The 15,958-nt window shown below is 34.5% G+C and carries 14 protein-coding genes; 4 read left to right on the top strand and 10 right to left on the bottom strand.

Annotated features, from left to right (window positions below; all coding sequences use genetic code 11):
- Positions 1–183: 183 nt before the first annotated feature.
- The 7 genes from D0817_RS09050 to D0817_RS09020 form a co-directional block, all read right to left on the bottom strand.
- Positions 184–1,263 (bottom strand): glycosyltransferase, encoded by a 1,080-nt coding sequence (locus D0817_RS09050; protein WP_127338079.1) that lies wholly within the window; start codon positions 1,261–1,263, stop codon positions 184–186.
- Positions 1,260–2,555, bottom strand: a complete 1,296-nt coding sequence (locus D0817_RS09045) for a flippase (protein ID WP_127338078.1) — start codon at positions 2,553–2,555, stop codon at positions 1,260–1,262. Before D0817_RS09045 ends, D0817_RS09050 begins: the two co-directional genes overlap by 4 nt.
- Before the next feature lie 70 nt (positions 2,556–2,625).
- Positions 2,626–3,162, bottom strand: a complete 537-nt coding sequence (locus D0817_RS09040) for a hypothetical protein (RefSeq protein WP_127338077.1) — start codon at positions 3,160–3,162, stop codon at positions 2,626–2,628.
- Positions 3,163–3,306: 144 nt separating this feature from the next.
- Positions 3,307–4,299, bottom strand: a complete 993-nt coding sequence (locus D0817_RS09035; protein WP_127338076.1) for a hypothetical protein — start codon at positions 4,297–4,299, stop codon at positions 3,307–3,309.
- Between the two features lie 10 nt (positions 4,300–4,309).
- Complete coding sequence (locus D0817_RS09030; protein ID WP_127338075.1) at positions 4,310–5,986, bottom strand: DUF6909 family protein; 1,677 nt, start codon at positions 5,984–5,986, stop codon at positions 4,310–4,312.
- Positions 5,987–6,024: 38 nt separating this feature from the next.
- On the bottom strand, positions 6,025–7,509 hold the full coding sequence (locus tag D0817_RS09025; protein ID WP_127338074.1) for a GH3 auxin-responsive promoter family protein: 1,485 nt from the start codon (positions 7,507–7,509) through the stop codon (positions 6,025–6,027).
- A gap of 11 nt (positions 7,510–7,520) precedes the next feature.
- Positions 7,521–8,021: a peptidase gene (locus tag D0817_RS09020; RefSeq protein WP_127338073.1), complete on the bottom strand. Its 501-nt coding sequence runs from the start codon at positions 8,019–8,021 to the stop codon at positions 7,521–7,523.
- Between the two features lie 211 nt (positions 8,022–8,232).
- Between D0817_RS09020 and D0817_RS09015 the strand changes: the two genes are divergently transcribed.
- Together D0817_RS09015 and D0817_RS09010 are read left to right on the top strand one after the other, a co-directional pair.
- Complete coding sequence (locus tag D0817_RS09015; RefSeq protein ID WP_127338072.1) at positions 8,233–8,412, top strand: Sec-independent protein translocase subunit TatA/TatB; 180 nt, start codon at positions 8,233–8,235, stop codon at positions 8,410–8,412.
- 105 nt (positions 8,413–8,517) lie between these two features.
- A complete protein-coding gene (locus D0817_RS09010) occupies positions 8,518–9,912 on the top strand; it encodes a glycosyl hydrolase family 8 (protein WP_127338071.1) in 1,395 nt (464 codons plus the stop codon).
- A gap of 99 nt (positions 9,913–10,011) precedes the next feature.
- Here D0817_RS09010 and D0817_RS09005 read toward each other — a convergent pair whose 3' ends face one another.
- Positions 10,012–12,135: a Tex family protein gene (locus D0817_RS09005; RefSeq protein ID WP_127338070.1), complete on the bottom strand. Its 2,124-nt coding sequence runs from the start codon at positions 12,133–12,135 to the stop codon at positions 10,012–10,014.
- A gap of 114 nt (positions 12,136–12,249) precedes the next feature.
- On the opposite strand from D0817_RS09005, the gene D0817_RS09000 reads away from it, so the two are divergent.
- Complete coding sequence (locus D0817_RS09000) at positions 12,250–12,519, top strand: DUF1294 domain-containing protein (RefSeq protein ID WP_127338069.1); 270 nt, start codon at positions 12,250–12,252, stop codon at positions 12,517–12,519.
- Positions 12,520–12,660: 141 nt separating this feature from the next.
- On the opposite strand, the gene rpiB is transcribed toward D0817_RS09000, so the two are convergent.
- Positions 12,661–13,092 (bottom strand): ribose 5-phosphate isomerase B, encoded by a 432-nt coding sequence (rpiB, locus tag D0817_RS08995; protein ID WP_127338068.1) that lies wholly within the window; start codon positions 13,090–13,092, stop codon positions 12,661–12,663.
- Positions 13,093–14,070: 978 nt separating this feature from the next.
- On the opposite strand from rpiB, the gene D0817_RS08990 reads away from it, so the two are divergent.
- Positions 14,071–15,516: a T9SS type A sorting domain-containing protein gene (locus D0817_RS08990; RefSeq protein WP_127338067.1), complete on the top strand. Its 1,446-nt coding sequence runs from the start codon at positions 14,071–14,073 to the stop codon at positions 15,514–15,516.
- A gap of 62 nt (positions 15,517–15,578) precedes the next feature.
- Here D0817_RS08990 and D0817_RS08985 read toward each other — a convergent pair whose 3' ends face one another.
- Positions 15,579–15,812, bottom strand: a complete 234-nt coding sequence (locus D0817_RS08985) for a putative signal transducing protein (protein WP_127338066.1) — start codon at positions 15,810–15,812, stop codon at positions 15,579–15,581.
- Positions 15,813–15,958 lie beyond the last annotated feature (146 nt).

The raw sequence follows: 15,958 nt of genomic DNA, 5'->3' as shown, positions 1-15,958 counted from the left end.
ATAAGGGATCATAATTTTTTTAGAATAAAAGGTATCTGCTGCTAAAAATAAAAATCCACCAAATAAAAAGAGCGCTCCCGATTCGCTTTTAAATTCACCAAGGGCAGAAATACCCTCGTATTCATTAAAAGGAAAGAAGAACAAACCTAAAAAAAATAAAATTGTATAAATTTTTTGAAGCACTTAGTTGTTTTTGGTTAATTTATTTAATTTTCTAATCGTTTCAGAAATCATTGGATGATACCCCACCCGAATACTCAGCATTAAAAAAAACAGCAGCATCGGAGATTTTTTAATTATTACTTTTAAAACTATTTTCTCATATATTCCTTTGTCAGCGATTACTTCGTGCTGGTATTTTTTGGCTATTTCATAAACTTTAGCATGAAATACCATTTGTTTTACATATTTAAATTTCGCTTTGAAAGAAATTTTAGTTACCCCACATTTATAGACCAGGTAAAACACCCTCTGAATGAATCGTACGGCTTTTAATTCCTCTATTTTGCTATCCGTAAGGGTAAGATTATATTCTTTTTTATAATCAAAATAATATTTTTCAAGCGCTTTAGAGAAATAATCATTTTCTATCGTTAATCTGGATTTGCTGGTCGCAACTTCCCGGTAATAATATCCTGCGTAATCTATAAATAAAACGTTCTCCGCTTTATTGAAGGCCTGTATATTAAACATATTATCTTCTTCAATAACTCTGTTTTTAGGAAAATGTATGTTATTCAGCTCCACAAAACTTCTTTTATAAATTTTATTCCAAACGGCAAATAAATCCTCGGTTCTTAATAGATTCGGAATTATTTCAGCCTGAATAAATGGCTGCCCGTAAAGAACACCTGCATCAAAAACCGGATCTTTAATAATGTATTTTCCGTCTCTTCCTAAGATGGTTTTGGAAACGACAATATCCAAATTATTTTTTTGAGCTGTTTCATACAAACGCTCAAACATATCCTCTTTTACAAAATCATCATTGTCTAAAAACCCGATATATTCTCCTTTTGCCACTGCAATTCCGGCATTTCTTGCCTCGCTGATCCCTTTATTAATCTGGTTAATTATTATAATTCTACCGTCTTTTTTTTGGTATTCCTCAATAATGCCCAGACCATTGTCTGTAGATCCATCGTTGACAAAAATAAATTCGCATGCGATTAACGTCTGATTTAGGAGCGATTTTAGGCAATCTTGCAAAAACGCTTCCCCATTATAAACGGGAATGATTACACTGACTTTAATTGAATTCATTTTTTGTATCTCTTTTCGGCTATCCTGTCAATCTCTCTTTTTGCAAAATACCACATTCCTATAACTATTACAATCTGAGTGATAATGAGTGTAATGGCTGTTCCTAACTCTTTATAATAATAAGTAAGCAATACATTAATCCCCAAATTTAGAATTGTAGCGTACAATATCACGCGGAAATATAAATTATCTTTTCCTAAATTTAAAAGGATTTGTTTTCCGTACATGGAGTCTAAAAAGGAAAGCAATGGTATGAGTATTAAAATTTTAAAGAGAAGTACAGCCGGAACCATTTCAGCTCCGTAGATTATTTTTATAATTTGTGCTGCAAAAAAGAAACATATGACAATAAGTACAGAAAATAAAAAAGCACCATACCTCGTGATTTTTTGAATTTTTTGAATCGTACTGTATTTATCCACGCTCATCTCTTTGGAGAGGTAGGGGAAAAGCGTATTTGAAATTGGTGTCTGCAAATTTCCTATAGCTCGTGCCAATTTTTCAGCTGCTGAAAAAAATCCTACCGCCTGATTTCCTGCAATAATTCCTAAAATTAAGGTATTGGTATTGGTAAATAAAGAGATTTTTAATTCTGATAAAAAAACATATTTGCCCTTATTTAATTGTTCTCTTATTTTTTTGAAAGATTGAACCTGGAACCTGATATTGAAATCTTTCCGGAGATAAAACAATGAAAAAATTCCCGCAGAAATAAAGCCCAATGCATTAAAAACCGGAACAAGATAATAATCGGACTTGTGTTTTATAAATATAAAAAGCGCAATTGTAAAAGTGATTTTCGTTATTAAATTCAGATACGTAATATATTTCATTTTTTGAATTCCCTGAAAGTACCAAACCGGAAAAATCGCCTGACCAAGAATAGAGCCAAATGAAAATAAATACACGATCCAGTAGGTCCTGAAAATTTCAAAAGCAAAAACAATTCCCATCATCAGGATAAAACTCAATACTATCAAAAGCAATTTGGCTGACATAATCTGGTTGAAAATTTCATTTTGCTTTTCCACATTATCCATTACCATTGAAACATCTCTTGTGCCGGTGGCATTAAAGCCGTAGTCGGTAATAATTTGAAAATAAGTGATAAAGGCAAATGAAAAAGATAATAAACCAAAATATTCAACTCCGAGGACTCTTATTAGATAAGGAAGTGTAATTAATGGTAAAATTAAATTAAGACCTTGCAGTACGGAAAGATAAACAAAATTTGAAGCTAAAATTTTGTGTTTTTTATATTGTTGAAATATATCAAAAAGTTTTAGCTTCAAAATTTTAATTTAGGTTATAAAAAAAGGCTATGATCAGATGAAATAGCCTTAATAATTGATTAGGAAGAATTTACATTTTAGCGCCTCTGACTTTTTCCAGTTCAGGATAAATTGCCGGCTTAGTTAAGAAATACGGATCATAGCTTTCACCTTCCTTAACAAATGTTGCTGTTCCTGTTGCGTCATCAAACTTTATAAATTCGTTTGGTGTGAAATATTTTGATAAATCTTTTTGCTCTATTTTAAACGTTCTTCCTTCAAAACTTAATGTTACAGAATTGATTTTAACAGGCTCCTGATCTTTTTTGGAACTGATATCAAAACGAATATCATTTGGTAAAATTCCCTCAGGAACACTAAAGATTATCGTTTGTGGTTCATCTTTTCCCTTTACTCCGTAATAAACGGTATTTTTATCATCAAAAAAAGAAATGGAAGGATCTTTATAAAAAAGTATTAATTCATCATCTTTTTTGATGTCTAAATCTACAATTACATCAAATGTATTTGCTTTAACTTCTTCTACAGTTTTCTCTTCCTCTTTGTTTTTACAGGATATTAAAGAAACTATAACTAATAAATTTAAAAGAATTAATTTTGTTTTCATTTGTAATTTTTTTGGCAAAAATATATTTTTTTTAATATTAAATTATAAAAATGTTTATATAATTCATTGTTAGTAAATTTGAAAAAAAACAATTGTTCCTTTTATTAAATAATTTACTGTTTTTCAATTAGTTATACTTTGTTACTAATTTAAAGTACCTGAAACTTTTTTACGCTGCTGTCCTTTATAAAAAGAATTAAAAGCATTCAAAAATACAAATAGCAAAACAAATACAAGCGGCAGTAAAAGTTTTAAATTTCCATTGACAAATTTAGGGGCTTCAATATTCATCGTGACACTGCTTTCCTTAATAATTTTATCAAATCCAATTAACTCAATTCTATGGGTTCCCTGCTCACTCAACAACACGTCTTTGGTTTTTATGATGTCATTGAGCTGAGAATTTTCATTGTTGTACAATAATTTATCACTTCTGTTCGAATATTTAGTCGCACTTGAAAAATTACTCAAAACACCGTCAATCTGATTAATTATGGAATCGTTCTGTCTAATTTTTGAAATTGTATTGGTATAAACCTGCTTTTGAATTTTTTTGAAATAATCCGAATTATTCAAATAGGCAAACAATGGTGCTATAAGTTTTTCTTCAGAGGCTTTTTTCTTCGTATAAATAATTATTTTCTGAAAAGGGTAATTTTTACTTGTTGTACTCTCTTCAATAACTTTGTTGACATCCCCGTCTTCGGCTAATAACTTGAGGAGCTCGAAATTTTCCGGTTTATTCTTAACAAAATTATAGACGTCCGTAATGGGTTTTATTTTTATTTCATTCAGGTTTTTAGGCTCTTTAATCCCTACAATTTCTTTCAGAAAAACAGTATCCCCGGATATAATTTTTGATTCCAGTAAATCAATTTTCGAATATAAATAATCAACACTTCCGAAATTGGGCGTTACGATGATTTCATTACTGTATGCTTTTTTAGTATCGAAATACAACCCAACAGCAAACCCGGCCACTATTAAAATTAAAACAATAATCCAGTTTCGGACAAAAAACTGAATCCCGTTGAAAACAAAAGTTTTAACCGATTCAAAAAAGCCGCCGATTCTTTTTGAAATCTGTGCTAAATCAATTTCCTGATTATCATTGCTTTGTGGTACATTTGTACTCATTTATAAGGTTCTATTTTAGGTTGAATATTTGTTCTAAAATTTTGATGGTAATCAAATACGTTGGTTTTACACCTGTTGTACCCAATCCGCCTGAAGCGAGTGTACTTCCTGTTTCCAATGGATTATCTGAGGCATAATAGGCGTATCGTACCTTCACATCATGCGGTACGCTTTTTCTGATTTTCGAGGCCGACTGTATCGCTTTCTGGTAATACGAACCTTCCATCTCAAGTCCAATTACGCCCCAGGTCGATTCGTGAAAGAACTTCAGTAAATCCCTGTTTTGCAATGATGTTCCTAAAACAGTAACCATGGCGCCTTCAAAAACGGCAATGTCATTTCCTTCAAACATGGCTCCTGTCAATTCATTTTCGAAGAAATAATTATCGGCGGTTCCTTCATTTATATGGGCAGTCGGGATCATGATGTCTCCTTTTCCTCCCTCTAAAATTCCGGCTTTACCCATGATCGATACCGATTTTACTTCTAATAACGTATCTTTTTTATACGGTTTCAGAAGCTCATCAATGGTTTCATATGCCTGTTCTCCAAAAGCATAGTCCATTACAATAATAACCGGTTTTTCGTCTGTTTTTGTTTTAGGAAAAGCTGTTTTGGCCCAGTCAATTTTAGCCGTATCAAAAATCTGAACGTCAATATTTGTTCCTGATGTATCCGGTAACGAAATCATTCCGTTTTTCAGGGCAAGTTCTTCTACGAGATTCCTTGTTTCTTTTGCACCTGACTTACTTAATTCCTCATAGATGAAAAAATCGGATTTGTCCTTAAATTTTGTCTTCAGCAACGGAGTCGCAAAAATTGAATTCATTACACTGTGCATATTGGCACTGATCACGTGAATCGGTCTTTTTAAAAGGCTGTTTGCCTTCAAAACTTCCTTGATATTGGTAGCCCAGATTTCTCCGTGAATATGGTGTCCTAAGCGTTCTCTTAAAACCGGACTAAAAGTAATGGTTCGTTTATTATTCTCAATCACTTCTTCAATTGCTAATTTTCCCAGCCAGTAGATGACATGCAGGAAACGGTCCGGAGCTTCATCAGAACCGAAAGTGTCATAAATGTCCAAAACTTCCTCAAAAGTTCTTGCCAGAATATTTGCTACGTGTGAAATTGCTTTTTCTTTTTCGATCAAAGACAATTTTTTGGTTTGCATAACCGCCTGCTCCAGCTTCATCCAGTCGCGGGAAACTTCACCGCCGTCATCTAATAATACCCTGTTTTTTATTTTATGGGATTCTATGAAGATAAAAGTCAAGTGCGTTAAAATATCATAAATATCTGATCGGCCTCTGGTGATTTCAACATTCATCTGCTCCTCATCAATCCGGTAACAATTTCGTCGTCTTTTTGGAGGAACGATGGCCTCAAAATGCGATTTGGAATATCCTTCGTCTGAAGTCAGGTTAATAAAGCGGCATTGCTCAATTCCTATCGGTAAACGCTCTATAACGTATAAAAGTCCGTTTAGCTCTACTTTTTCTTCTCCAATGTTTCCATAGATTTCAGGGCGTAATGCCAATAAAGATTCACGTAAACTATCGCCTGAAACTCCCATTGGTTTGTAAAAACCACGGTTGAATAAGTGGCGCATTGTAATGTACATTTTTTCAATCGCCGCAGAGGATTCCTGCGCTCTTGATCTTGATATATGTTTGGTTTCTTTCATGCTTTGTTATTTTCGAACTTACAAATGTAAGTTGTTTTCTATTTTAAATTATCTGCAATATCCCTATTATTTGACAATCTCGGAATTTTATTCTGGCCGCCCAATTTTCCCTGTGATTTCATGTATTCCTGAAATCCGTTTTTGGAAACTTTGGTAACGACCACTTTTCGCAAAACGTTTCCTGTGATTAAATCGTCATAATAAATATTTTGTTTGCGCATGGCGCTGTCAATTGCTTCAGCAAAAACGTCCATATCTTCAGGTTCGTTTTCAAATTCTACCAACCATTCGTGATAAGGCAATCCGGTCGATGGCGTAATTTGGGGTGCAACGGTAAATTCGTTAATTACAATTTCGGTCCCCTGTGTTGCTTCTTTCATCGCATTTTCTACTTCACTTGCGATAACATGCTCGCCAAAAGCGGAAATATAATGTTTGATTCGCCCCGAAACGATTACACGATGCGGAAATAACGAAGTAAACTGAACGGTATCGCCAATATTATAACGCCAGAGTCCGGCATTTGTGGAAATGATCAACGCATAATTAACACCCGTTTCTACTTCTCCAATCGTATAGCTTTTTGGGTTTTCCGTAAAAAATTCGTCTGCTTTTATAAACTCATAAAAAATTCCGGAATTCAATAACAACAGCATTCCTTTTGATTTTTGAGAATCCTGATACGCAAAAAATCCTTCTGAAGCCGGAAACAACTCAATGCTGTCTACTTTTCTGCCAATCATGCTTTCGAACTTCGCGCGGTAAGGTTCATAATTAACGCCTCCGTAAATAAACAGGTTAAAATTTTTGAATAACTCCCCTATTTTTTTGCCACCGCTTTTTTCCTGCAAACGCTCAAAATACATTTGCACCCAGGAAGGAATCCCCGAAATAATGGTCATGTTTTGGTCAATCGTTTCCCCGACAATGGCATTAACTTTAGTATCCCAGTCTTCAATACAATTGGTTTCTAAAGACGGCATTCGGTTTTTTTGCAAATACTTCGGAACAAAATGCGCTGCTATCCCGGATAATCTTCCAAATTTAATTCCGTACTTTTCAGTTAAAATGGGACTTCCCTGCAGGAAAATCATTTTCCCGTCCACAAAATCAGCCTTTCCGGTTTCATGTATATAATGTAAAATGGCATTTCTGGAAGCTTCAATATGATACGGCATTGACTCTTTCGTCAAAGGAATATATTTGGCTCCCGAAGTGGTTCCCGAAGTTTTGGCAAAATAAAGCGGTTTGCCTTTCCAGAGAATATCTTTTTCTCCCGTTCTCACCTTATCTATATAAGGTTTCAGGTCTTCATAATCCCTTACAGGAACATTTTTTATAAAATCGTGAACCGTTTTTATGGTATCAAAATGATGATCCGCACCAAAAGCAGTGTCTCTTGCATCCTTTATTAAACTTTTAAATACGGCTTGCTGGGTTTCAACCGGTTTATTGGCCCAGGCCTGGGTTTTATAATATATTTTGCTTGCAAATAATTTTGCCGCTATTGCTTTAATTGACATTTTTATCGATCTTATTTTTTGTCACTTTTGTTTTTATTCTGGTCTTTTTCTCCCGATTCTTTTTCTGTTTTCGCTACTTCTTCCCGCAATTTAATTTCTTCCTCAGAAGCTTTCATGTCAAGATCAGGCGTTTCTTCTGTTTCAGACAGAATAGAATCTTTATTAAATTTCGCATACTCCAGTTCACCTCTTAAAACTTTCTGGATTCCTTTTATATAAAGTTCATTTTTCTTTAAGGCCCTTTCCAGTGAATCCGATTTTATAGCTAATTCGGTTGCATTTTTCTTCAGTTGAGAAGAAGAATATCCGGGAATAAATTCCCGCAAAGAGGTAAAAGCAATAATAAAGGTGGTGATTAAAATTAAAAATATTCCGCCAAGCGAAAAAATGACAAAGACGTTCATCAGGGTCAGTTTGAACGAAAAAATCTCTTCAAAGGTATCTACATTCAAAATTACCAATCGGTTTTTGACGAATAATTTTTTCCTGAAATTAAATTTCTTCTTAGCCATCTTTGGTTGTTTACACGAGCAAATATAAGAATTAATCACTGTGTTGATGCGTATCAAAATTAAGCGAATGTTCTTAAATTATAATTTTAAAGAATATTTAACGCTATTAAAACCAAATATTTTAAACCAAACACTCTTGTTCTTCGTATATTCTATATACATTTGCGGTACAATTAGAAAACAATTTGCTTAGGCATTAAATATACAAACCATGGGAAGATTAGGTCTTACAGAAATCCTCGTAATAGTAGGTATCGTGATATTACTTTTTGGAGGTAAAAAAATTCCGGAATTAATGAAAGGTTTAGGAAGCGGAATTAAGGAATTTAAAAATGCTGCTAAAGATGATCAATCAGCTCCTGCAGTTAAAAAAGAAGAAGAAACTAAATAAGAAATCATTTCTTATGACAGATCCCAAATTACATTTGTAGTTTGGGATTTTTTTTATATCTAAAAATTCTTACTTTTAGAGTCCCAAATTTAATCAATAATAATTATGAAAAATCTACTTCTGATTAGTATTGCTTTGTTGTGTCTCGAAAGTTATGCACAAAAGCAATCTTTTCCTGCCAATTTTGTATTCAACAATGGCAGTATGGCTTCGACCAGAAATAGCCAGGATGCGTTAAACAATTACAATCTCTGGAAAGAGAATTTTGCTGAAGCCTGTTCTAATGAACGGTACAGAATAAAATTTGACAATACTTCTGAAACTGTCTCTGAAGGAATCGGATACGGAATGCTGCTTTCTGCCTATGCAGCCGACAAAACATTATTTGACGGTCTTTGGCTTTACTATAAAGACAATGTTAATGCGAATGGCGTGATGAACTGGAAAATCAACGGCTGTTCCGGAATTAACGGTGCCAATGGCGCAACCGATGCCGAACTGGATGCTGCCTTTGCCCTGATTGTCGCAGACTACCAATGGGGAAGCACAGGAAATATTAATTATAAAAATGATGCCAAAACATTAATTGCCGCCATCAAAACCCATGAAGTTGAAGCGAATACTTTTGTACTAAAACCCGGAGATCAGTTCGGCGGAAGCCAGATTACAAACCCTTCTTATTTCTCACCTGCCTATTACAGAGCTTTTGGAAATTTTACGAATGACAGCACTTTTTGGAATGCCGTTGCAGCAAAATCATACACGGTGATCAACAATAATTTAACCCAAAACAATGCCGCCGGTGCTCTCGTTTCCGACTGGTGCCAGGCGTCCGGAGCCTATTCTTCTGAAGCATCCGGATATAAAAACGGAGGGAAAACCTATAATTACGATGCTGCCAGAACGCCCTGGCGTATTGCGGTTGATTATGTCTGGTACGGCACTGCTGATGCAAAAACCTACGCCAAAAAATCATCCGATTTTGTACGGGTAAATCTTGGAGGTTCCGGCAATATAAAAGATGGTTATAACCAGGATGGCAGTGTAACCGGGCAATGGCATAATGCTACTTTCGTTGGTGCTTTTGCCTGTGCTGCAATGGCAGGGGAAAATCAGGCCCATTTAGACGCTTCTTATAACGATTTAAATGCATTAAACGAACCTAAGAATTATTTTAACCAAACACTAAAAACGCTCTACATGTTCCTATTGACGGGTAATTTCTATTTGCCTCAAAATGCTACTTTATCTAACAATGATTTCGAATTAGAAAAAGCAACAGTAACTTTATATCCGAATCCAAGTAGTGACAAGTTTACGGTTTTTGCGCCCGCAAAATCAATAATAGCCGTAATCTCCCCACAGGGAAAAGTTATTTCAGAGCTGAAGACCACTTCTGAAAACACGGAGATAAATTTAGCCAGCCATTCCTCCGGCTTATATTTAATCAAAATTACAAATGATACTAAAAGTGTCACGAAAAAAGTGATTCTAAAGTAATTTCATAAAAATTAAAACTCCCAAATTACAATCGTAATTTGGGAGTTTTTTATACCTATTCCAGTTGGAATTTGGAATTTTTTTTCTTGGAATTTGATTTTACAATACCATCGTCAGCTGAATTCTCTTTCTGTCCTCATCCACTTCCGTGACCTTTACATCAACGTGCTGGTGTAATTTTACCACTTCGTTTACATCGCTTACAAAACCGGCTTTGAGCTGTGAAATATGAACCAGTCCGCTTTCTTTGATTCCGATATCAACAAAGCATCCAAAATTGGTAATGTTATTCACAATCCCCGGTAAAATCATTCCGGTTCTTAAATCTTTGATCGATTTTACATTCGCATCAAATTCAAAAACCTTGGCCGACTTTCTTGGGTCCAGTCCGGGTTTTTCAAGCTCTTTGATGATGTCTTTCAGGGTTAGTAAACCAATTTCAGGTGTTATATAATTTTCGGCTTTAATCAGCGCTGTTTTCTCTTTGTTCGCAATTAAGTCGTTTACCGAAATTTTCAAATCTTTTGCCATTTTTTCAACAACTGGATAGGCTTCAGGATGCACCGCAGAATTGTCTAACGGATTTTTCGCATTTGAAATCCTGATAAATGCCGCCCCTTGCTGATAAGCCTTATCGCCCAGGCGTGGTACTTTTTTCAACTGTTTCCTGTCCTCGAAAGGGCCATTTTCGGAACGGTACTGCACAATGTTTTCGGCCAGTTTCTCTCCAATTCCACTCACATAACTTAGTAAATGTTTACTTGCCGTATTGATATTAATACCCACCGAGTTTACGCAACGAATAACCGTGTTATCCAATTCTTCTTTTAGTTTGGTCTGATCGACATCATGCTGGTACTGCCCTACTCCAATTGCTTTTGGGTCAATTTTTACCAATTCGGCCAGAGGATCGGAAAGTCTTCTCCCGATAGAAACTGAACCACGAACCGTTACATCATAATTAGGAAATTCTTCACGCGCAATTTTTGATGCCGAATATACCGACGCTCCTGCCTCGGAAACGATGAAAACCTGTATCGGTTTGTCGAACGCGATTTTTTTGATAAAAAATTCAGTTTCGCGCGAAGCCGTTCCGTTTCCGATAGAAATAGCGTCAATCTGATACGCATTTACCATCGAACGGATTTTCTTGATCGCCATGGCTTCCTCATTCTGAGGGGCGTGCGGGTAAATAGTTTCGTTATATAATAAATCTCCTTTTTCGTCCAGGCAAACTACTTTACAACCGCTTCTGAAACCAGGGTCTATTGCCAGAATACGTTTCTCCCCCAAAGGCGGTGTCAATAATAACTGCCCTAAATTGTTGGCAAAAACCTGAATTGAATTGGCATCTGCCTTTGCTTTGGCTTCCTGCAAAGTTTCATTTCCAATCGCCGGATTCAGCAGTCGTTTGTAACTGTCTTCAATCGCTAACTGCAAATGTGCCGTGGTGCTGTTTTGTTTTTTAATGACTATTTCGTCAATAACATCATAGGCTTCATCGATATCAACCTCCACTTTCATTTTAACAAAACCTTCATTTTCTGCACGAAGCATCGCTAATAACCGGTGTGAAGGCGCTTTTGTCAACGGTTCTTCCCAATCAAAATACTGACTGAATTTTTGTGCTCCCTCTTCTTCGCTTTTCTTTTTTACAACTTTGGTTCCGATAGTTGCTTTGCGCTGAAACAATCTTCGCAATTGTTTACGAACATAAATATTCTCATTGATCCATTCCGCAACAATATCACGGGCGCCTTGCATCGCTGCTTCTTCATTAATCACATTTTCATTGATGTATTGTGTTGAAATAAAGTCAACATCAACATCGTTTTCAGACATGATAATTTTGGCCAATGGTTCCAAACCAAATTCGCGCGCAACATCGGCTTTGGTTTTTTTCTTCTTTTTATAAGGAAGATAAAAATCTTCTATTTCCTGTAAATCAAAACTTTGTTCTATCTTTTGTTTTAATTCCGGCGTAAGTGCTTTCTGTTCTTCGATTGATTTCAGAACGGCTTCTTTACGTTTTACAATCGCTTCATAGTCTTTCTGAAGCTTGGCAATCTGTTCGATCTGAACTTCATCAAGATTTCCGGTAGTATCTTTTCGGTAACGGGAAATAAACGGAATCGTACAGTCTTCCTCTAATAATTTTACCGTATTTTGAATGTTAACTGCCGCTGTCTGAACAGTTCTGGCAATGAATTGAATATTAGTCATACTTTAATGAAATAATTTCTTGATTAGAAAATGATATAATCTGTTTCTTAAAACAATCAACAGATTAAGTAATCACCCGGCTAAAATAATATCTTTGTTTCTAATTTTAAGCCAATGGAAGTTTTATTACTGTTTTTTTTTATTGTAAATAGTATTGCATTTATCTTAGGAGGTTACGATAAATATTTGGCTGTCAGACATAAATCCCGAATTTCTGAAAATACACTATTGGCAGCTGCTTTATTTGGCGGCTCCATCGGACTATTACTGGCAATGTTGCTTTTTAGGCATAAAACGGGTAAATACTCTTTTATTATAAAATTTACGATCATTTTTTTAGCTCAGCTTGTCCTGGTTTACCTCAAATTATATCCTAAAATCTAGTTGTTAACAATGTTAATAACTCAAAAAAAGGATATAACAAACTCGTTTTAAGGATTTTACATAAAAAAACCGGAAGAATTAAAAAATCCGCCCGGTGTGTTATCTTATTTGGTGCGCAGCACCCGTTTTTTTTTTGACTTTTTACTGACAGGCGATTTTATTCACTCTGTTTTGGTGTCTTCCACCTTCAAATGCGGTATTTAAAAATGTTTCCACTATTTCTACGGCCTGTGGGATCGATGTAAAACGTGCCGGAATACTGACAATGTTAGCGTCATTATGCAAACGGGTTAAATACGCAATTTCCTTGGTCCAGCATAAACCCGCTCTTACTTTTGGGTGTTTGTTAACCGTCATCGCAATTCCGTTTCCGCTTCCGCAGATCACAATTCCGAAATCAGCTTTACCTTCAGAAATATCATTCGCAACCGGATGTCCAAAATCAGGATAATCGACAGAATCTTCAGAATCTGTACCATAATTAGTTACTTCGTAGCCTTTTGCTTTCAGCATCGCAACAATTGCTTTTTTATAATCTGGTCCTGCGTGGTCGTTTCCTATTGAAATTTTCATTGTAAGTACTATTAAGTTGTGTCTTGCAAATTTAACTAAACAATTTTGAAGTAAATCTATTTGAAAAGAAAAGTTCGCCACGAATTGCACGAATACGAATTATTTTTTCTTTTTAATCTCCAATTCAAATTCGTGGAAATTAGTGCAATTCGTGGCAAAAACTGTATGCGTTTTTAATCTATTTTTGTCACCGCAATTCAATAGGTTTAAACCTTTTTAGCTTTCTTGACTTTACGTAAAATATTGTAGTATTTATGGTTAAAATAAATCTATATATAACTCATTTCAAATCAAAACATTACCACTTATCAACAATCTTAACATCTCTGTAAGAACCTGATAATCAATAAGAAATAAATAATATTTTTGTTAAAATTTTAGAATGTTAATACCAAAAGCTAATTCGTTGATATTCAGTTAACTTTAAATTAACATTATTTGTTAATAAGTTCGGATAGAAAATTAGAAGTTTTTTTTGGTCGTGTCGAAAAAAAACCTAATCCAAAACTGCAATGAAAAAACCTAATAAAGTTTGATGAATTTTTAGAAAAGTTATCAATATCGAAAATGCCATTTTCAACAAAACTCAGGTTATGAAGTTATCTACAAAATGAATCCATTTTTGGTTGTTAACCAATGTTAATTAAAAATGAAAAAGGCTTAAAAATTAGTCGTTTAACTAAATATAACTATGTTGATAACTCTATATAAGTAAGCAAAACTTGATTTCAATACATTTAAAAATAAATTTATATGAGATATTAACACACTATAATAACCATCAAAAATTAATTAAATTTAAAATTTTCTTTTTGTTGTATTTAATATATGTTGACAACTTTGAAAGTTTAAAAGAGAAAAAAAATTTTGAGAATGAAAAAAAGGAAACAGTTTAAACGATTTTGAGAGGATTGTTTTGTTTTTCTAATTTCTTACTAATTTGTATATATTTACACTTCATCTTTTAAAAAAATTCTTATGAAGAAAACTTTACTTTTAATTTTATTGCCTTTATTAAATTTTGGACAGACTCAAATCGGCACAGACATAGATGGAATTGATGCCAATCATCAGTTTGGTTCAAGTGTGGCCCTTTCAGATGATGGGACAGTGATGGCCAGTGGTGGAATCGGTCATAATGTAGTACAGGCATATCGTAATATAGAGGGTACTTGGACTAAGATTGGCGCGAATCTGACTAGTGGGGAAAGCAGTAGATTAAGTGGAAATAGTGTTGCTCTATCCAGTGATGGTAGCATTTTGGCTTTTGGAGATCCACAAAATTCAAAAATAGCAGACAATGCAGGAAGTGTCAGTATATTTAAAAATGTAGAGGGTGTTTGGATCTCAATTGGAAATATATATGGGGAATCAAAAGGTGATTTTTCGGGAAAAAGTGTTGCTCTTTCTGATGATGGCTCTATAGTAGCAGTTGGAGCCTATAATAAAAATGGTGCTGTACTTAAATCTGGTCAGGTAAGGGTATATCAAAATGTTGGAGGTAATTGGACACAAATTGGAAGTGAAATTAACGGTGCAGCTTCAAATGATGAATTTGGTAAAATGGTGGTTCTTTCTGCAGATGGTACTACACTAGCGATCGGAGCTCCTAAAAATGATGCAAGTGGAGAAGATGCAGGTCATGTAAAGGTATATCATTACAACTCAGGGAGCTGGATACAAATTGGAGCGGATCTAAATGGAGAAGCTGCAGGTGACTTAAGTGGTAATAATTTAGCCCTATCGTCAGATGGAACTATTTTAGCCATTGGAGCTCCAAGAAATAATGGAAATGGATCAGATTCTGGTCATGTTCGTGTTTATTATAATAACGGAGGAGTTTGGAAACAAAGAGGCAGTGATATAAATGGGGAAGAATACGGGGATTATAGTGGAGCGGATGTGGCTCTATCTTCTGATGGTCAAACCTTAGCTATTGGTGCTATTTATGCTTATGGAAAAAACGGAAGAAGTTCCGGACATGTCAGGATATATCAAAATGTAGGTGGCATCTGGAAAAAGATGGGATCTGATATTGATGGAGAAACTGCAGGTGATAATAGTGGTGGAGCTGTTGCTTTATCTTCAAATGGTAAAACTTTAGCGATAGGAGCTATATCCAGTACTGTGCATGGTTCCTATACAGGTCAGGTCAGGGTTTATTCTTTAGCAACTATCTTAAATACAGATAAATTTGTAATGGAAAATTTTAGTCTCTATCCTAATCCTACATCAGAATTGGTAAATATTACTTTAAATGAAAATTTAGAATTACAAAAAGTTAATATTTACAATACACTGGGTCAGTTAATTAAAACAGAAAAAAGCAATACTATTTCTGTAAATGCTTTATCGAAAGGAGTTTATTATTTTGAAATTATCACCGATAAGGGAAAAGCAACAAAGACTGTTTTAGTCAATTAGAACAAGACAATATGTTATTAAAAAAGCTACCCTTTCCGGTAGCTTTTTTAATTATAATAATTTTATACGATTTTGAGAGGATTGTTAAGATTGTCCAGAATTTCCTGGACTTGTTCGAAATCGTTGGGATGAATTTTAAGTTTGATTCCGCCCAGTGCTGCCGAATACATTGGAACGACCGATAATGTCATTTCATTTTCAAAAAAATAAGGTATTCCTTCCTGCTCTAATAAATGTTTCAGAATAACCGTTTCGTGGTCATAATTGAATATGGCAATCGTTTTAAAGCTTTCCATAAAAGGTCTTTTTGTAGAGATAAGAAATGAGCAGTACTGTAAATTTGTTGTTGAGACTATCTAAATATACAAATTAGAAATGACCTTTGAAAGTTATAATTTTAATAATTCTATTTGTTAAAATCTGTTATCTGATATCTTATTTG

It is taken from the genome of Flavobacterium cupreum (assembly GCF_003996965.1).
In the GTDB taxonomy this organism is placed as follows: domain Bacteria; phylum Bacteroidota; class Bacteroidia; order Flavobacteriales; family Flavobacteriaceae; genus Flavobacterium; species Flavobacterium cupreum.
This window is presented reverse-complemented; position numbering and strand designations above follow the sequence as displayed.